This is a genomic window from Campylobacter sp. RM9328, from assembly GCF_012978615.1.
Window position 1 is genome coordinate 90,078 of the sequence record NZ_LIWF01000007.1, and the last position, 19,070, is coordinate 109,147.

Consider the following 19,070-nt stretch of genomic DNA (forward strand, 5'->3'; position numbering starts at 1 on the left):
TTTTAAAGGAGAAAAATGGATAATTCACTATCAGCATACATTACAAAGTATGATACACAAGGCTACGGCTTAGAGTTTCCTGATGGGCATGTTATTAGATTTTATGAGAGAATTTTAAATTTCGCTCTTCATAAAACTAGTGGAAACTTACTAGATTTTGGTTGTGGAAATGGAATTCACTCCAAATATTTCGCTAAACGATCAGGGGGGGGGTATAAGGCCTTTTGGCATTGATATCGTGCCAAGCTTAAAAGAAATTTGGCATAATGATCCCCATATAGATCAAGATAATTTTCATATAATCGAGCCAAATAGCTCATTTTCTCATCTATTTAACCAAAAGATGGACTTCATCTTTGCTAATCAAAGTTTATATTATCTTAGCAAAGATCACTTTGAAACTACCATAAAAGAGCTTTATGATATCTGTAATGATGGTGCCATAATCTTTGCTACAATGATGGCAAATGAGTGCTATGATATGTATCAAAAATCCACCCCACTACCAAATGGCTTAACCCATATCCAAGGCACTCCCACAGGTAGAATGAGCGAGGACTCATATATTAAATTTACTAAGGATATAGAGCAGTTAAAAGATGATTTTAAGCTATTTGAGCCACTATATTTTGGTGATTATACGCCGATTAATCTATATAATTTTGAAGGTAGCTCAAGGCATTTTATATTTATTGGTAAAAAAAATTAAGATAAATCTCTCTAAATTTGCTAAATTCATAGCAAATTTAGAGACAATAAGAAATTTATTTGAGTTGCTCTAAGCGCTCTTTTTTGGTGCCGATTTCTGTGATTTGGACACCGAAGTTACCATCTACAATCACCACTTCGCCAAGGGCGACTGGCTTATCACCTATTAAGACTTCAAGCGGATCATTTGCTAGCTGATTTAGCTCAATAACAGAGCCAATATCCATAGATAATACATCTTTTAATAGCATTTTTTTAGATCCTATGCGCACCCTAATCGGTAGCCTTACATCCATAATTAGCCCGATATTTCTAATCTCATCGCTTAGATCGTGCTTTTGCTCTGATTTATTCTCTTTTTGGTTTGAAGATTCTGTTTTATGAAAGTATTTATAAAACGCAAAATCAATACAAACCCCCATCATCTCGCTTAAATTCGCTATGCCAACTTGATACAAAAACATCTTTTCAAATGAGGTAAAATCCAAAATTTGATTCTCATCGATATACTTAACTGCGTTGATAGTGAAATTTATCTTTGGCATATCCTTAGCCGCACCAAGGCTAGTTGTGATAGCACTTAGCAAATTCGAAAATATCTCTTTTGTAGCATCTAGCTCATCATCACCGATTACTACATTGCCTGTTGGCTCTTCTTCGCCTAGCATCAAGTCATTTATCGCAGTCAGCAAAAGTGGAGAAGCTACGATATTCATCTTGCCATTTATATCGCCACTTAGAGCTATATTAGCTATCACAGCTGGAGTTTTAATACCATTTTGCGTTGGGGCGTCGTATTCAGCTGGATCTGATATCTGCGGCGTAGCACCTGTTAATCCCTCTATTGTCGCACTCAATTCATTTTTGAAAATCTCAAAAAATCTAATCATCGTAGTCATCCTCTTCTTCGTTATCTTCGTCGCTATCTTCTTCAGGCTCATTATATGCCATTAATTTAGCTTTTCTATCCTCTTCATATTGTTCTAAGATCGCTTTTATCTCATCTCTATCAGTTTTGATAAGCTCTTCTAATTTAATAGATTTGCTAAAGCGATGAATTCCAATCTGGGCTAAGAATACCTCTTTTTTATCTATACAGACTATGGCTTTGTCATCGGCATTGCGATCAAGCCTTAATATATCGCCAACTTCTAAATTCAAAAACTCACTCACACTAATCACAGTCTTACCCAAAATCGCCTCATATAACACCTCAGCACGACCAATTAAGGTTTTAAGCTCTTTGTTACGGCTCTTTTTCGCACTGGTTTCGCCAAGCATAATATCACGATTAGCAAGGCGACTTAAAATCGGCTCAAGATAGATAACTGGATAGCATAAATTTATCATTCCGCTTGAGTTTCCGATGATAATCTCCATAACAACCATAATGACAATCTCATTTTGGCTAACGATTTGGACGACATTTGGGCTAGACTCTTTGGCTTCGACATTTGGATACATATCTGTAATCATCGACCACGACTCTTTAAGCCGTTGCATAATAATACGCAAAATCGCATCCAAAAGATTAACCTCAATATCAGTTAGCTCTCTATTATTACTATCAAATCCATCGCCATTGCCACCAAGAAGTCTATCTATCATAGGAAATGCGATACTAGGATTGATCTCTAAGACGCAGTTTCCATCAAGTGGCTTGATAGAAAATACATTAAAGCTAGTTGGACTTGGCAAACTCATCAAAAACTCACCATAAGTCATCTGATCAACCGAGTGAAGCCTAATCTCAACGATGCTACGCATAATGCTTGAAATTTGCGATGCTAGATTTCTAGCTAATTTATCATGTATCCCCTTAACTGCTCTTAACTGCTCTTTACTAACCCTATTTGGGCGTTTAAAGTCATATATAACAACCTGTTTAGGCTCTTCTATGTGCTCTGGGATATCAGCACTCTGCCCATCTCCATCATCATCTACAACTTGTAAAAGCGCATCTATCTCCTCTTGACTTAAAATATCTGCCATTAAAAGCCTAGCCTTTCTCTAATTTTGGTTATAAGTCTTTTGTGAATTTGACTAATCCTAGACTCTGTTATATTTAAAATTTCACTTATCTCTTTTAAGCTCAACTCTTCATAATAATATAGCTGGATTATCATCTGGTCACGCTCACTAAATTCATTTAAAATCAATTTAATATGCTCTATTAGCTCATCTTTTTCTATCTGTGCTTCTGTATTATACTCACTTAATAACTCATATTGATCTTCTAAACGCAAAACAGATGCTATATCGCTTAAATTCCTAGCCTCTTTGATCTTGCTTATATCCTCATTTAAGGCCTTAGCAAGATACTCATCGCTTGGTTCGCTCTGATGTCTATTATAGTATTCATCTACTAAACGATCTATATCTTTGACTAATTTACGGCTATTTCTACTTATACTATCAAGAGTGCGAAGGTAATCTAACATCGAGCCATAGACCCTTTGCTTGACATAACCCCAAAAATTATCATTTTGACTCTTGTCATAGCTATGACTTAGCCTTACCATAGCTTCGCTCCCTACGCTGATTAGATCGCTAACTTCTACCGAGCTAGGCAAACGGGATTTAAGCCTATAAGCCATAGCTTTTAGAGCTGGCATATAGGCAATTACTAAATCATCTTGCTCTTTTTTAATTTGAGATTTATATATATCAAGCTGCTTTTGCTTTGCGTAGTTCATGCTTTTTACCTGATTTTTTGAGCTTTTGGTCTAAGTGTAAAACAATACTATCAAGCTTACGCTCTCTAATAGCAAGCTCTGTAATGAGATAATCATTTATCTCTTCGTGGTGCTCTTTGTTAAATATCTTTAGACCAATCTTTTTGGCATCTATATAGTTCATAACCACAATATGGATGATAATATAGAAAAAAAATGTGATAAGCAAGGTATAAACAACAATCTCTACAGGATCTTCGATCTTAAGAATAACAAACATAAGACCTACGAAAAATCCACACACTGTAAAAAATGCTATATAATTATCTGCTCTCACAAAATTCCTTTAAAACTGCTCTACTAAACGCTTGAAAAAGCCAGCAAAACTTCTATCTTCGCTAGTATCAAGCACTTTTCGTTCCAATTTCTCAAGTAGATTATTTGCCGCTTTTTTAAGCTGAATTGTAGCTAGAGAGTGCGGCGCATCAGTGGTAAATAATGCTCTTTGCTTAATGCTCTTTGATACAACCTTATCACTTGGCAACCAACCTAAAAGGCTTAAATTTAGATTATGAGTGATGTTTTTGTCAGCTACTATTTTGATAGTTTGGAATATCTTTTGCGCTTCATCTTCGTTTCTTGTTTGATTAATTAGCATAAAAACATCGCTTTTTGTTTTAGAAATAACTTTAATTGTAGCATAAGCGTCAGTTATCGCCGCTGGATCAGGCACAGTAACTACTATAATCTCATCACACGCTTCTAAAAATACTTGAGTACTAGAGCCAATCCCTGCTCCTGTATCTATAATCACAAAATCAACATCTTTTAAAATTGATGCTTGATTTAAAAACTTCTCATATAAAAATTGATCATTAAATTTAAAAATTTCATCTCCGCTCTCACCTGGAATTAGTGTTAAATTTGGCTTAACTTTGATCAATATATCTTCAAGCGGACATTCGCCTTTTAACACATCTAGCATATTTTTATTGATTTTAACATTTAACAAAACATCTAAATTCGCTAGCCCAATATCAGCATCAAATAGCACTATTTTATATCCACTAGATGCTAAAAGATTAGCCAAATTCGCACTTACTGTGGATTTGCCTACTCCGCCTTTTCCGCTAGTGATGGCTATAAAATGGGTTGATTTTTTGATCTTTTGAGCTATCATTAACTCTCTTAATTTATCTGCTTGATCCATCACTCATCTCCTTTAAATCCATCTAAAACACAACCAACCAAAAACTCGCTTTTAGCCTCCATAATATCATCAGGGACATTTTGCCCAGTTGAAAAGAAGCTAACAGGCACGCCCGTTTCATAAATAAGAGAGAATATATTGCCAAATATCTTAGTTTCATCAAATTTAGTAATAATCAAAGTATCAATATCCAAAGATGAAAAGTTATTATAAATCTCCAATAAATCATCGATTTTTGACCCAGCTGATACCACTAAACTCACATCAATCTTACTACCGCACTCTTTTAAAAATGTATGAAGTCGCACCAACTTCTCTCTATCATATTGACTACTTCCCATCGTATCAACTAAGATTAAATCGCAATTTGATAAGCTCTTAATAGCTGATCTAAAATCCTCAGGCTCAATCGCGTCAAGTATCGGTATATTCATAATCTTAGCATATTGAAACAGCTGCTCAACCGCCCCAAGCCTATATGTATCAAGGGTTATAATCCCTGTTTTATATCTGATCTGATCGCCATGAGCAAATTTATAAGCTAGTTTTGAAAGGGTCGTAGTCTTGCCTACGCCAGTAGGGCCTACTAGCATCATAATTCTTTGCTTTTTATTATCAAAGCTCTCACTTCTACAAGGTAGCATATTGCGCAAAAGTGAGTAAAAATATCGCTTTACCGTGGTTGGATTGCTCTTCATAGATGATGGCATATTTTCGATTGTGGCTTGCATTATGCCTTTTAAATGCTCGCTTTTCATCCCGCTTTGCTTAGCTAGTTTATATATAGTAGCAAATTCAGGTGGAATAATGATATCATCACGATTTTCAGACCTATCATCCCATATCATATCAGCTATCATAGAGATTTTTTGGTTGAGTTTATTAACCTCTTTTGCTACTTCATCTATCTTTTTATCATATTCTAAGCCCTTATCGCTCGTCTCGTTGCTAACACCTGCAACCTTGCTAATCTCCTTAGCAGCTTGTGAGATATTAAGCAAGATATCGTTGCTATCTTTTTTGGGTTGTTCTATTGGGTTGTTATTTTGATTAAATTTATTTGGCTCTGGGGGTTGATTTGAGCTTAGTGTATAGGCTGCGATCTGCTTTTGAATTTGATTGATTTGAGCTTGCTTGCCCTTTTCATCGGTGCTTTTTGGTGGTTGATTCTCTTCTACACTTACTAAAATCTCATATAGAGGTTTTTTGTTTAAGGTTTTAGGCTGAATTTGCTTAGTAGTTACTAGCATAGCACTCTCGCCACACTCCTCTTTGGCCTTTTTTAGTGCTTCTATCGCACTCTCTCCTGTAAAAGTCTTTAAAACTGTAGCCATCATACTCCTTTCATAAGACCCAATGGGATAAATACACTCGCCCTGCTATTAGCCCCTGGATGTGGCAAGGTTAAAATCTTATTATTATAACTCTTAGCACTAAAATATAGTATATCCAAGTCCAAAGTTCTTGGCGAATTTCTAAACTCCCTAGTGCGTTTAAATCTCTTTTCAAAATGCTGCATAATCCTTAAAATTTCTTTAGCGTATAAAGAAGTTTTAAGGATTATAACAGCATTTATATAATCCCTACTAACATACCCAAATGCCTTATTTACTAGCATTGGTGAGCTTTGAATGATAGCAAATCTCCTATCTTTTAAAATCAAATTTAAAAATCTATCAAATATCTTTGCTGTGTTACCGATATTGCCACCAAGACCGATTATAGCGGTATATTTGTGCGGGGCTTGTGGGTTAAATTCATTAGGAAAATACCTACTCCTAAGCAACATCCTAGCCCCATCAACGCAAATTCTATCCATCAAAGCACTTCACACCCATCATTAGTCACTACTACGACATCTTCTATTCTTATGCCAAATTCATTCTCTATATAAATTCCTGGCTCAACGCTAAATACCATCCCTGGTTCTATGATAGTTGTGCTTTTAGGGCTGATTATCGGAAACTCATGTATATCAAGCCCAACCCCATGCCCTGTAGAGTGAAAAAAGCACTCCCCATAGCCATTTTTAGCTATAAAATCCCTAGCCGCTGCGTCTATATCGCACGCCCTAACTCCTGGTTTGACTGCTTTGATAGCTAAATTTTGCGCTTCTTTTACTATTTGATAAATTTCATTTTGTTTTGAATTTGAAAATTTCTGCTCTTTTGTAAATTTAAATCCATCTTTAAATTCCGCCGTTCTAGTGCGATCTGAGCAATATCTTTGATACTTCACCCCAGCATCTACTAGCAATAAATCACCGATTTTGATCCGCTCATCAAGTGGCAAAGCGTGAGCCTTAGCCGCATTAGCGTTTATAGCGGTGATAGGAGTAAAACTAAGAGCTAAATTCCCACCATCTCTAAATATATTTTCAGCCTTGAAATTTATCGTTTTTTCGCTCATTCCACTACTTATTGCCTGCGATAACTCATCAAATTTACTAGCTCCAAGTCTTGCTGCTTCTTTTAAAATTTCAATCTCTAAGCTACTTTTTATCTGCCTTTTTAGCTTAGAAAATTCATTTTTAGCTATGAAATTTATATGCAAATCACGACTAAGATTTACAAAATCAAAATAGCTAAAATCGCTTGGATTATAGATCATATCACGCACCCCAAGACTTCTTAGTAGCAATCTTGCGCTTTTGATAATATCTCTTGACTCGATCACTTCGCTATTTAATATAACACTTCTAGCCTCAATCGCATATCTAGAATCTGTTATGAAAAATCCCCTATTTTGGAATTTAATAAAAATCTCATTATCACAGCTATAACCGCACTCGAAATATACGGCATTTTCATCTTTTAAGATATAATTAAGCATTTTGAGAAGCTGACTCCATACGCTTTAATTGCTCAAAAATTTGAAGCATACCAATGATAGCCAAATGATACCCAATTGGCCCAAATCCTGCGATATGCCCAGCACAAACAGGCGCTATTAAGCTCTTATGGCGAAACTCCTCTCTTTGATAAATATTGCTAATATGAACCTCAATAGTAGGCAAATTCACAGCTGCCAAGGCATCTCTAATGGCTATTGAAGTATGAGTATAAGCGGCTGGATTTATGATAATACCATCAAATTCACCCAAACACTCTTGAATTTTATCAACTATTTCGCCCTCAAAATTGCTTTGAAAAAACTCAATCCCAACCCCAGCTTGATCCGCTACTGCCTTCATCTGCTCATGTATATCGCTCATTGTCATAGAGCCGTATATTCTGCGATCTCTCTTGCCAAGCATATTGATATTTGGACCTTGGATTACCATTATTTTCATAATTTTACTCCGATAAAAAATTAATGGCAACTATTTTACAAAATATTGGCTAAATTTTGGCTATAATGTCTGCTTTTTTGAAGGAAATTTATGAAAATATTAAAAGCTAAATTTATAATTTTGTGTAATGAAAGCCTAGATATATTAGAAAATTCCGCCATCGCATTTAGCGACAAAATCGAAAAAATCGCCAAATTTGATGAGCTAATAAATGAGTATAAAGATGCTCAAATCCTAGATTTTAGCGATGATATCGCTATGCCAGCTCTCATTAATCCGCATATCCATCTAGAGTATAGTAGCAACAAAACTACGCTAGATTATGGCGATTTTTTGTTATGGTTAAGAAGCATTATCGCAAATAGCAATAAATTTGATAATAGCGATAAAATTTCAGATATCCAAAACGCTATTAATACTCAGCTTAGAGCCGGTGTAGGCACGATCGGTGAGATTTCTAGCTTTGGGCTTAGTGCGAGCTTATGCGCTAAATCTGCTATTAGGACTATATATTTTAGTGAAATTTTAGGCTCAAATGCGGCGATTTTAGATAAGCAATGGGATGGGTTTTTAAGCCGTTTCAAGGCCGCAAATGAGCTAAAAAGCGATCTTTTTATCCCTGCTATTAGCGTTCATTCGCCCTATTCTACTCATATAGATTTAGCCAAAAAAGCTATAAATTTAGCCAAAAATTCAGATATGATGATCTCTACACACTTTATGGAAAGCCTAGATGAGAAGCTTTGGTTAGAAAGCGGTAATGGTGGATTTAGCAATTTTTTTAAAGAGTTTAATAATCTTGCTAAGCCATTTTATACTCCAAGTGAATTTATAGAGCTTTTTAGCGGTGTTCGCACGCTATTTATCCACTCTGTTTTTGCTAAAGATTATCTAAATTTAATGGATAAATCACTTCATTCTATTGTTACTTGTCCTGTTTCTAATAGGCTTTTAAGTGCTAAATTTGATCTATCAAATGCCCTTAAAAATGGTATCAATATCTCACTTGGCACAGATGGATTAAGCTCAAATATCAGCTTAAATATCTGGGATGAGCTAAGGGCAATGCTAATAACTCATAGCGATATGGATTTAAGCGACCTAGCCAAATTCGCTATTAAATCAGTCACCATAAATCCCGCCAAAGCTATGGGATTAAATCTTGGTCAAATAAAGGTTGGCAATATCGCTGATATCGCTATTTTCGATGGATTTGATGCTAGTGATACCAATCAATTATATATAAATCTCATCCTTCACACCAAATCTGCTAAATCACTATATATAAAAGGAAAAAAATGCGAATTTTAAATTTAATCTTATCACCTATTAAAGGGCTTTTGAAATTTATCAATAACTATTTCAAAAGTATGATTTTTGTGCTTATTGTCATTTTGATTGTTGTAAATAGCTCTAATTCTAATAGGGCAAATTTAATGGAGATATCGCTAAATGGAGCTATCTTGGATGATAAGGAGCTTTTAGCTCAAATAGAACTAGCCAAAGACCCAGCTATCAAAGGGGTCTTAATCAACATCAATAGCCCTGGTGGCGATATGAGCGCAAGTGTAGCCATTAGCGATGCTATTAGCTCACTAAAAGCCTTAAAGCCGGTGCTAGCCTACGCTAGCGGGACAATGGCTAGTGGTAGCTACTACGCAGCCATTGGTGCAAATGAAATTTATGCTAATCGTGGAAGTTTCATAGGCTCAATCGGCGTTATCTTACAAGCCCCAAATATAGAGAAATTAGCTGATAAAATCGGCATTAGTGCCCAAGTAGTAAAGGCTGGTGAGTATAAAGAGTCAGGCACCTATACTAGAAAGTGGAGCAAGGCCGAAAGAGATGAATTGCAAAAATTGGTAGATAGGAGCTATGAGCTATTTACTACAGATGTGGCAAATGCTAGAAATTTAGATCTTAATCGCTCTAATGAGTGGGCAAATGCTAGAGTATTTTTAGCTAGTGAAGCCCTAAATTTAGGCCTAATAGACAAGATCTCAACCTACGATGAGGCAAAATCTAGGCTAAAAGAGCTTAGTCAAGTGAAGCTAGACATATGGTATGAAGCCCCAGCAATAGAGCGTTTTATGAGTAGTATCGCAAAACAAAGCGCAAATTTAATCACAAACTCATTAAGCCAAAAGAGCGTATTATGGCAGTGGTAAAATCTGTAAATATAGGCATTATCAAAGATTATGGCGAGTTTAGCAGTGCGATGGATAAGCATAGTGTAGGTAGCATAATTTGTGATTTTAATGGCGTTAAAGATGATAATCTAAGCGATACAAAGCATCACGGCGGCGTGGATAAAGCTGTTTTTGCTAATGCTTTTAGCAACTATAAAATCTTTAATAAATTTGCTAATAGATCTCTAAATCCTGGTCAAATGGGTGAGAATTTAACCATCTTAGATATTGATGAAAAGAGCGTATATATCGGCGATATTCACCGCATTGGCTCAGCTATTTTAGAAGTTAGCCAACCTAGAAAGCCTTGTGCGAAATTAAACAAAATAATAGCCCCTAAAATCTCTAAATTTATCTTTGAAAATGGCCTTAGTGGCTGGTATTATAGAGTTTTAAAACCTGGCATAATCACAAGTGGCGATGAGATAGAGATAATATCTCAAAATCAAAATAATCTAAGCATAATGGAGCTAAATATGCTATTTTACGCCCCAAAAGAGCATTTAAACCTCATCCCCAAACTCCAATCCACAAATATCCAAAATAGCTGGAAAGATACCATAACCGCCCGCCTAAAAGGAGCATATGATGATAGTTATATGTATAAGATATAGCTAAATTCAAATTTAGCAAATAATAAATTTAAATTACCAAAATATAATAACACAAATCAAACTATCTCAAAAGGACAAAAGTGAAACTAAAAAAGATTAATCCACTTGATAATGGATATTTAGAGAGCATCGGATTTGGCTGGCATACCGATCTAGATGGTAGTAGATATATCGCTGATGAGCTAGTATCCATCACAGATGATGAGGCCGAGAAATTCTATGAAGCAGCAAATGAGCTATATGATATGTATGTGGCTGCGGCTGAGTATGTGATCGATAATGATCTATTTCATGAGCTTGGAATTCCATTTAATCTAGTTGATATCATCAAAGCTAGTTGGGAAAATGATGTTCATTGGCATATATATGGTAGATTTGATCTTGCTGGTGGTATAGATGGTAAGCCTATTAAGCTTATTGAATTTAACGCTGATACGCCTACAAGTTTGTTTGAGACTGCGATTATACAATGGGCGATGCTGAAATTTAATAATATAAATGAAGCTAAGCAATTTAATAATCTATATGAAGCATTGGTGGAGAATTTCAAAAGATTAATCACCCTTGAAGAAGATACTAGCAAATTTGATGAGTATTATGAGGGGTGGAAGATTCTATTTAGCTCTATTGCTGGTAATAATGAAGATGAAAATACCACTAGATTGCTAGAAGCGGCCGCTAGGGACGCTGGGTTTGAGTGCGGTTTTGCTTTTGTGGATGAAGTTGGGTTTGATGATGATGAGGGGATATTTTGGAATGAGAAGAATTGGGAGTATTGGTTTAAGCTTATTCCTTGGGAGATGATAGCCATAGATGAGAGCGACCTAGCCTTAATAATCAAAAATATAATAAACAACCAAAAAGCCATAATCCTAAATCCCGCCTACACATTGCTATTTCAAAGCAAAGGAATTATGAAAATTTTATGGGATTTATACCCTAATCATCCGCTTTTATTACAAAGTAGCTTCGAGCCATTAAAAGGCAAAAAACAGGTCAAAAAGCCCTTTTTAGCTAGAGAAGGAGCAAATGTATCTATCATAAATAGCGATGGCAATATAGAAGCCCAAAATGGCGGTGAGTATGATAATGGCAAATTCCTATATCAAGAATTCGCTGAATTTGCCAAAGATAGTAACGGCGATAGCTATCAAGCTGGGGTGTTTTTTGCTTTTGAGGGGTGCGCTTTGGGCTTTAGAAAAGGCAAAGATATCATAGATAATTACTCTAAATTTGTAGGACATATAATAGAGTGAAGTTAATAGTCGCAATAAGTGGAGCTAGCGGGGCTCATCTTGGGATTAAACTAGCTAATACCACGCTAAATTTAGGCATAGATACAACTCTTATTATCACGCAAAATGCGAAGCTATCAATACAAAAAGAGCAATTAAGCGTTAAAATTGCTGATGGCGCTCAAATATATGATAATAGCGATATCTCCGCACCACCAGCTAGTGGCTCGGCTATGTATGATGCGATGATAGTTGCGCCTTGTTCTATAAATACCTTGGCTAAAATCAGTTGCGCAATAAGCGATAATCTACTCTTAAGAGCGGCATCTGTGATGATAAAAGAGCGTAGAAATTTAGTTCTAGGAGTGCGTGAGACGCCACTTAGTGCTATATCTCTTAGACAGATGGCTGATCTAGCTAGTATAGGCGTTGGGATAGCGCCACCAATTTTGGGCTATTATACTAATCCTAGCACCATTGATGAAGCTGAGAATTTCATCATAGCAAAATGGCTAGACAATCTACATATCAAACACAATCTAATAAGGCGATGGAATGGATAATATCTTTAACAAAAACTACAATCACCAAGTCGATCCCCAAGCAGTAAAAGCCTTGCACCACGCAATAGACCAAGATATTAAAGCAAATGGCGGCGCTAATGCCTTTATACACAATATCATCGCACTTTGCTCCATTAACTTTATCCTAGCTAAGGCCATTTATGACCTAAAAAGCAATACCAAATTTGATGTCTTTGCCGGCAAGGGCAATCTAGATATAAATATCATCAACACACATACCAAAACCCCGATTTATAGTGGCTCGCCAGCAGAACATACAACCGATATGCTAGATAAATTCAAAAGAGATTACGCCCTTTATCCATCGCTATTTTTCTATGGGCTTGGCAATGGCAACTTCTATAAAGCTCTATTAGAAAATAAAAATCATAAGAAAATTGTAGTATTTGAGCCTGAAATTGAGATATTATTTATCGCTTTTTGCCTAAATGATTTTAGCAAAGAGATGCGTGAAAATCGCTTTATACCATTTTGTGTTGGCTTTTTAAATGATGCGTATCTACATATAATTTGTAATCAAAAAGAGATTAAATACAACGCCAAAAACTATGATTTTCACATATATAATGACTATTATGACCAAACCTACAAACAAAACGCAAATAGCATAAATAAAAGATTATTAAATATCTTACTTCTAAATATCAAAGCCGCCGGCAATTCGCCAGAAGATACCCTTATAGGAATGAAGCATGTAGTAGAGAATATGCCGAAATTCTATGCTAATTATAGCCTAAAAGATATTTTAAATTTAAATCACAATCGCAACCAAACCGCCATCATCGTCTCAACTGGACCAAGCTTAACTAAGCAACTTGAGCTATTAAGAAGTGTCGCTCCATATGCCATTTTGATCGCTGCTGACGCCTCATATCCGATACTAAAATTAAATAATATTAGGCCAGATTTTGTAACTACAATGGAGAGAATCGAGCTTAGTGGGGCGTTTTTTGATAGTGAGGTGAGTGAATTTGATAATTGCATAACCTTCATCGCTAGCTCACTTATCCATCCTAATACAATCAAGCTTTTAAAAGGGCGAGATGTCGCCTTTGCTCATAAGCCTTTGAAATTCGAAGAGGCCTTAGGCGAAGATCCGAAAAACTATATGTGTAAAGGGCCTAGCACCGCTCACTTCGCCTTTGATCTAGCTATAGAGCTTGGCTGTAAGCAGATAATATTTATCGGACAAGATCTAGCCATGGCAAATGATGGCACCACTCACGCTAGGGGAATGGTCTTTGGCGAGACTTCGCCTACTATCGCCTCTAAAGAGTATGAGTCTAATATAACAACAACTCTAGGTTATGGCGGCAAAACGCAGGTAAAATCGATCAAAATTTGGGATATGTTTAGAGAGTATTTCGAGGCGATGATAGATGCCATTAGCTCATATACTGATGTGAAAGTTTATAACGCCACCGAGGGTGGCTCTAGGATTAGAGGCACGATAGAAAGGCCTTTTGGTGAGCTTGTAAGCGAAATTATAAATAGCAAAATTAAAAAGAATTTACTAAAACCAGAACCGATATCACCAGATATTAGCCGCGCCAAACTACAATCCCAAAAGCAAATTATAGAAAATTTCATCACAATAGGCAAAGATAAACAAGATCTAATCAAAGAGCTATTTAAGAAAATTAGCAAATTAGTAGAACCCGCAAACACAGATCTAGCAAATGGCAAAGAGCCAAGATATGCTAAATTCTATGAGCTTAAAGATCGCATAGATAGATTAAAAGCAAATTTGGATAGTGATAAGAGTTTTAATGATGTATATATGAGTGCGGCATATAACTTTTGCTTACATCAAGAGCTAGATTTTGCTACATTAATGGTGCGTCCTGAAAAGAGTAAGAGCGATCGTGATAAGAAGATTTTTGAGTATGTCAAACAGCATGGATACTACTTCTTTAGCCTAGCAGGCCTGATAGAAAATACCATTGACACACTCCAAACCGCACTTGATGGGTGGGAGTGAAACTATCAATCCCAATAGCAAATACCGTCAATCCTTGATTGGCGGTGTAATGATGGTTTTATAGCTCTGAAATAAGATATAAATCTATATTTTACCTACCGATAAATCATCAAACAATTCAATAGCCCGTAAAATAGCCTTATCCATATCATAATACTTATAGTCACCCAAGCGACCTAAAAAATAAATATTTTTATTCAAATTTGCTTCTTTTAGGTATTTTTCATACAATATTCTATTTTCTTCTTTTGGTATAGGATAGTATCTTTCATTTTTTCCAAGTTCAAAAGCCTCTGAATACTCTTTGGCAATTACTGTTTTATCGGTTTTATCCTGAAGATAGTGTTTGTATTCATGAATTCGTGTAAAATTATAGTTACAAGGATAATTAACAACCGAATTAGACTGATAAAATTCCCTCTCATACTCTTCTAACTCAAATTTTACACTACGGTAAGGCAGTTGTCCATATTTATAATCAAAATATTCATCAATCGACCCAGTATAAAAAATCCTATCAAATTTATTGCTATTAATATCCTTAAAATCAGTATTTAATCTAATTTTAATATTTTTATGAAATAAAATATTTTCAATAAGCTTAGTATAGCCTTCTAGCGCAATTCCTTGATATTTGTCTTGAAAATATCTATTATCCTTGCTTAAATACACAGGCACCCTTGCAGTCACAGCGCCATCAACATTGCTAGGCGAAACTCCCCATTGTTTTATAGTATAATGCAAGAAAACCTTTTCATAAATATAATTTGATAAATATTTTAAATCCTTATCATCTTGTTTTTGAAATTCTAATATTGGCACTTTTGTATTGTATTCAAATTTTTCTAAAAGCTTTTCTTCTAAACGCCTTGCCATTGTTTGCGGGAAAAGATCATAAAGAGTATTGAAATTAAAAGGTATGATAGTCTCTATACCATCGATTAGAGCTATCACTTTATGCATATATTGATTAAATTTACCAAATTGACAAACAAAATCCCAAACTCTTTCATTTGAAGTATGAAAAATATGCGAACCATATTTATGTATCATAATCCCATTTTTATCTCTATAATCATATGAATTGCCCGCAATATGGCATTTTTTGTCTATTACAACAACCTTTTCATTGAGTTTTGTAGCAATTAAATTTGCGATTACTGCCCCAGAAAATCCAGCTCCAACTACCAAATTTTTCATTGCTCACACTCTTTTGTAAGATTAATTATAAGATTATTATAATTTTTTGCAAAGTGCTCTAAAGTGTAATTATTTTCATATGCGATCTTTGCGAGTTTTCTTTGTTGGTTTTTATACTCTTTAGAAGTATCGATGAAATTTTCTATTTTATTTATGCAATCATCTTGATTATCATAAAGCTCTATGGCTTGCGTGTCTTGATATACGGTTTTGTTTCCGCCAGTATTTGAAGCCAAAATAGGCACACCAGATGACAAAGTTTCGATCAAAATCAAATCAAAATAAGTTTGTCTATTTGGTAAAATAAATAAATCTGTTATTTTTAGTAAATCTGCTGGATGTATTTTTCCTAATTCTATCCATCTAGGATGGTCAAGGGGCGATATTTCACTTGTCTGCCCCCCCCCAATTACAAATGTTATATCATCTCTTTTAGCTAATATTTTATCTGCTATGCTCTTTAATATATCATAACCCTTAATAGCGGTATGTCTGCCGATAAATGATATTATATATTTAGTTTTTATACCAAATTCTTCTCTTATATCTCTAATGCTATTTTCAATATCTAACCTAGCACAACATGTTCTAATAAACATTACTTTTTTACTCTTAGTTAATTCTTCGAAATAATCTAAACCTTTCAGATACGGCTCCATAGCCTCTTTACTAGGAAAAACCAAAATATCCGCTTGATTAAAAGCATCTTTTTCTATTTTTTGAAGCATAGCATAAATTTTATCGGCATTTTGATCTTGTTTCAATTTCGCATGATGATACACTTCTTCTGACATTGGCTCAGGAGAGTGAGACATTAACATTAATTTTGCTTCTATTTTTCTAGATTTTAAATAATTTTTGATAAAAATAGCATCCTTCACATGGTGACAAATAATTGTTTTAAACTGATATTTATCTAATTGCTCGATATATCCCCTATATTCTATCGCATCTATCTCTAAGTAATTAAATGATGCCTTTCGGATTAAAAAAGCAAATATTTTTTCTCTTAATTTTTTTCTATATTTTCTTATTGGAATGAATAATGAAAAAATCCTTGCAATGTTTTTTTGTATTTTATATTGATGCTTTTTAATAATAACATTATCCATTGAAATAAAGGCAATACTACTAGAAATATGGCATTGAGAAATACTTTCTTTTAGATTTGCTATATATCCAGAAGGTCCTCCAGCTCTAATATCTAAAACACCATTAAAAAAAACTATATTATCGACATTCTCCTTTTGTTTTATCGCTCTTTTTTTATTAATTAATTGCATTAAAATATCAAACCTTTCTTTATTTGAATCGAATTATAATATGCCATTTACAAGCTAAAATTATGCATCTTGCAACGCCACTACTTTATATTCATTCCTTATTAATCTTCCCAAACAGCTCCATCCACTGCTTCATCACCACCTCTTTGCTAAATTTATTTTTGACTATCTCTTTACTTTTTTCGCCCATTTTGGCTCTTAGATTCTCATCTTGCATTAATATTTTTAGTTTATTGGCATATTCATCTAGATTATTATCTTCTATCAAAAATCCGCTTTTTTCATCTTCTATTATATCGCTTGGGCCTGTGGCGATATCAAAGGCTATGGTTGGCAAGGCATAAGACTGAGCCTCTATAAGCACCATAGGAAGACCTTCAAAATGGCTTGCCATAGCATATATACTAGCACTTAGATACTCTTTTTCAACTTCAGTAGTAAATGGTTTTAAGATTATAGAGTTAGATAAATTTAGATTATCTATCTTAGTTTTTATCTGCTCTTTTAGATCGCCATCACCTACAATGTGTAGCTTCCAATCATTAAATTCCCCACTATCTTGGATTAACTTCCAAATATCAATTAAGCGTAAAAAGCCCTTTTGATTGGTTTTTTCTATGCGCCCCATTGAGAGCACGACTTTTTGAGAGTAATTGGTGTTTGAATTTGGGATATTTGGGATGAAATTTGGAATGATATAAAAATTAGCATTTGGATATTTTGTTTTAAATTTATCAATATCATGATTAGATAATAAAACGATATTTTTATAAATATTTAGATCTATTTGCCATTTTTCATAAGCATCAAAAGAATTATGTACAACTTTAATAATTTTATCTTGCATTTTTTTAAATATTTTAGTCAAACTGTTATCAAAATGAGTATGACATATTATAAAATCCGGATTAAATTCATTTATTGCTTGCTTAAACACGGCTCTTTTTTTGATTGCATTCCATTTTTTTATAGGCATTATCAATCTTTTTATCTCGTGTAAAACCTTTGCCAATCCTTTAGGTTTTACATTTTTTTTAATAAATCTAATTGCAACTTCTTGGTGATATTCATAAGGACATTGCTTACTAAGTGTAATACTAAAAACCATCACTTCATATCCACTAGCAATTAAAGAATTACTAAAATTACATATAACTCTCTCAGCACCACCTCCATGACTAATATCATCGTATACCATCAATATTTTATTGTTCATTTAACTCCCAAACTCCACTTTAACCTATAAAATCAATTTTTAATTCATCCATTAAATTCTGCTCTATTAAGAAATTTTCTATTAAATCAAAAGTTTTAAAAATATCAAACACTCTTTTGCTTTTTGCACTAGATCTCATTATAAAGCCTTCTCTAATACGGTAATAATACAAAGCCTCATCTAAAAATGCGATTCTTTTAGCTAATATATCTTTTAAACTTTGATTTATTGCTGAGTCTAAGCATTGGCTGATATATTTTTCTACATTATAAACTGGGATTATTATAGATATTTTTGGGGTTAGCATTATTTTCCTTTATATCCCAAATTTAACTCTTAATTTTTCTCTAAATCTAAAATATTTATCATAAATTTTAAAAACTCTTTTGCTTATTTGATGATAAATCAATCTATCGTAATATTCATAAATTTTCAAATTATCTATAAATACTTTAGTAATTCTCCTATCAAATTTATGCTTTTTTGAGATCTCTTTTATTTTATTAATTACAAATATTCTATCTTTGGAATTTCTAGCGATTATCTCTTTGTTTTTGGTCTCAGTAGATGAATCAGGATTATTGCGATAATAGTATAAAATATCGCTAATATGGCGAAATTTATTAGATAAACTCCACAGCACAAAACTCATCAAAGCATCCTCAGCCATCGTAATCCTACATTTGAGATCTAAAATTTCAAAAGCTCTTAAATAGATATCCCTTTTTATCAATATAAAAGCCAAATTCCATCTCGGATAGCCTTTTTGCCTATACATATAATTGGCATACTCTTCTAAAGATTCAAAACTATCATTTTCTAAAATTTTATAAAATATAGTAGCATTACCATTTTCATAATTATAAGCACTGAATTTCACTGC

The 19,070-nt window shown here is 34.1% G+C and carries 22 protein-coding genes; 8 read left to right on the plus strand and 14 right to left on the minus strand.

The features are described from left to right. The first annotated feature begins 15 nt into the window (after positions 1-15). Positions 16-234: a class I SAM-dependent methyltransferase gene (locus CCAL9328_RS11045; RefSeq protein ID WP_236842816.1), complete on the plus strand. Its 219-nt coding sequence runs from the start codon at positions 16-18 to the stop codon at positions 232-234. Positions 235-238: 4 nt separating this feature from the next. Next, the gene (locus CCAL9328_RS06295) at positions 239-709 is read left to right on the plus strand and encodes a methyltransferase (RefSeq protein ID WP_249318062.1); all 471 of its coding nucleotides are present in this window, start codon (positions 239-241) and stop codon (positions 707-709) included. 55 nt (positions 710-764) lie between these two features. On the opposite strand, the gene fliY is transcribed toward CCAL9328_RS06295, so the two are convergent. The 9 genes from fliY to aroQ are packed head-to-tail and all read right to left on the minus strand — an operon-like array spanning position 765 to position 7,885. Beyond that, positions 765-1,598: a flagellar motor switch protein FliY gene (gene fliY, locus CCAL9328_RS06300; RefSeq protein WP_096022743.1), complete on the minus strand. Its 834-nt coding sequence runs from the start codon at positions 1,596-1,598 to the stop codon at positions 765-767. Then, positions 1,591-2,700 carry a flagellar motor switch protein FliM gene (gene fliM, locus CCAL9328_RS06305; protein ID WP_096014113.1) on the minus strand — a complete coding sequence of 370 codons (1,110 nt, stop codon included), beginning with the start codon at positions 2,698-2,700 and terminating at the stop codon, positions 1,591-1,593. The genes fliY and fliM overlap by 8 nt, the downstream gene beginning before the upstream one ends. Beyond that, complete coding sequence (locus tag CCAL9328_RS06310; protein WP_096028356.1) at positions 2,700-3,404, minus strand: RNA polymerase sigma factor FliA; 705 nt, start codon at positions 3,402-3,404, stop codon at positions 2,700-2,702. The genes fliM and CCAL9328_RS06310 overlap by 1 nt, the downstream gene beginning before the upstream one ends. After that, the gene (locus CCAL9328_RS06315; protein WP_096014115.1) at positions 3,376-3,720 is read right to left on the minus strand and encodes a hypothetical protein; all 345 of its coding nucleotides are present in this window, start codon (positions 3,718-3,720) and stop codon (positions 3,376-3,378) included. The genes CCAL9328_RS06310 and CCAL9328_RS06315 overlap by 29 nt, the downstream gene beginning before the upstream one ends. A 9-nt stretch (positions 3,721-3,729) precedes the next feature. Continuing rightward, entirely contained in the window at positions 3,730-4,593 is an 864-nt protein-coding gene (locus CCAL9328_RS06320) for a MinD/ParA family protein (RefSeq protein WP_170000273.1), read from the minus strand. Continuing rightward, positions 4,593-5,927: a flagellar biosynthesis GTPase FlhF gene (gene flhF, locus CCAL9328_RS06325; protein WP_170000274.1), complete on the minus strand. Its 1,335-nt coding sequence runs from the start codon at positions 5,925-5,927 to the stop codon at positions 4,593-4,595. Before flhF ends, CCAL9328_RS06320 begins: the two co-directional genes overlap by 1 nt. Further along, positions 5,927-6,412 (minus strand): 2-amino-4-hydroxy-6-hydroxymethyldihydropteridine diphosphokinase, encoded by a 486-nt coding sequence (gene folK / locus CCAL9328_RS06330; RefSeq protein WP_096015591.1) that lies wholly within the window; start codon positions 6,410-6,412, stop codon positions 5,927-5,929. Before folK ends, flhF begins: the two co-directional genes overlap by 1 nt. Continuing rightward, positions 6,412-7,425, minus strand: coding sequence for a M24 family metallopeptidase (locus tag CCAL9328_RS06335; RefSeq protein ID WP_170000275.1), 1,014 nt, complete (start codon positions 7,423-7,425; stop codon positions 6,412-6,414). The genes folK and CCAL9328_RS06335 overlap by 1 nt, the downstream gene beginning before the upstream one ends. Beyond that, the gene (gene aroQ / locus CCAL9328_RS06340; protein ID WP_096014120.1) at positions 7,418-7,885 is read right to left on the minus strand and encodes a type II 3-dehydroquinate dehydratase; all 468 of its coding nucleotides are present in this window, start codon (positions 7,883-7,885) and stop codon (positions 7,418-7,420) included. The genes CCAL9328_RS06335 and aroQ overlap by 8 nt, the downstream gene beginning before the upstream one ends. 90 nt (positions 7,886-7,975) lie before the next feature. On the opposite strand from aroQ, the gene mqnF reads away from it, so the two are divergent. The 6 genes from mqnF to CCAL9328_RS06370 all read left to right on the plus strand — a co-directional run bounded on the left by mqnF (position 7,976) and on the right by CCAL9328_RS06370 (position 14,488). Beyond that, entirely contained in the window at positions 7,976-9,196 is a 1,221-nt protein-coding gene (gene mqnF, locus CCAL9328_RS06345; protein ID WP_170000276.1) for an aminofutalosine deaminase family hydrolase, read from the plus strand. Beyond that, positions 9,184-10,053, plus strand: a complete 870-nt coding sequence (sppA, locus tag CCAL9328_RS06350; RefSeq protein WP_170000277.1) for a signal peptide peptidase SppA — start codon at positions 9,184-9,186, stop codon at positions 10,051-10,053. Before mqnF ends, sppA begins: the two co-directional genes overlap by 13 nt. After that, complete coding sequence (locus CCAL9328_RS06355) at positions 10,041-10,688, plus strand: MOSC domain-containing protein (RefSeq protein WP_170000278.1); 648 nt, start codon at positions 10,041-10,043, stop codon at positions 10,686-10,688. Before sppA ends, CCAL9328_RS06355 begins: the two co-directional genes overlap by 13 nt. A gap of 80 nt (positions 10,689-10,768) precedes the next feature. Further along, positions 10,769-11,944: a glutathionylspermidine synthase family protein gene (locus CCAL9328_RS06360; RefSeq protein WP_096015596.1), complete on the plus strand. Its 1,176-nt coding sequence runs from the start codon at positions 10,769-10,771 to the stop codon at positions 11,942-11,944. Next, a complete protein-coding gene (locus CCAL9328_RS06365) occupies positions 11,941-12,486 on the plus strand; it encodes a UbiX family flavin prenyltransferase (RefSeq protein ID WP_096015827.1) in 546 nt (181 codons plus the stop codon). The genes CCAL9328_RS06360 and CCAL9328_RS06365 overlap by 4 nt, the downstream gene beginning before the upstream one ends. After that, complete coding sequence (locus CCAL9328_RS06370; protein ID WP_170000279.1) at positions 12,479-14,488, plus strand: motility associated factor glycosyltransferase family protein; 2,010 nt, start codon at positions 12,479-12,481, stop codon at positions 14,486-14,488. The genes CCAL9328_RS06365 and CCAL9328_RS06370 overlap by 8 nt, the downstream gene beginning before the upstream one ends. 84 nt (positions 14,489-14,572) lie before the next feature. Here CCAL9328_RS06370 and glf read toward each other — a convergent pair whose 3' ends face one another. From glf to CCAL9328_RS06395, 5 genes are all read right to left on the minus strand, one after another. Beyond that, complete coding sequence (glf, locus tag CCAL9328_RS06375; RefSeq protein WP_170000280.1) at positions 14,573-15,688, minus strand: UDP-galactopyranose mutase; 1,116 nt, start codon at positions 15,686-15,688, stop codon at positions 14,573-14,575. Next, the gene (locus CCAL9328_RS06380) at positions 15,685-16,971 is read right to left on the minus strand and encodes a glycosyltransferase family 4 protein (RefSeq protein WP_096028350.1); all 1,287 of its coding nucleotides are present in this window, start codon (positions 16,969-16,971) and stop codon (positions 15,685-15,687) included. Before CCAL9328_RS06380 ends, glf begins: the two co-directional genes overlap by 4 nt. 91 nt (positions 16,972-17,062) lie before the next feature. Then, entirely contained in the window at positions 17,063-18,187 is a 1,125-nt protein-coding gene (locus tag CCAL9328_RS06385) for a glycosyltransferase family 4 protein (RefSeq protein ID WP_096021702.1), read from the minus strand. Between the two features lie 19 nt (positions 18,188-18,206). Then, positions 18,207-18,494, minus strand: coding sequence for a glycosyltransferase (locus CCAL9328_RS11180; RefSeq protein WP_096021703.1), 288 nt, complete (start codon positions 18,492-18,494; stop codon positions 18,207-18,209). A 9-nt stretch (positions 18,495-18,503) separates the two neighbouring features. Next, positions 18,504-19,070: hypothetical protein (locus tag CCAL9328_RS06395; RefSeq protein WP_170000281.1), on the minus strand; the 567-nt coding region annotated here is incomplete at its 5' end.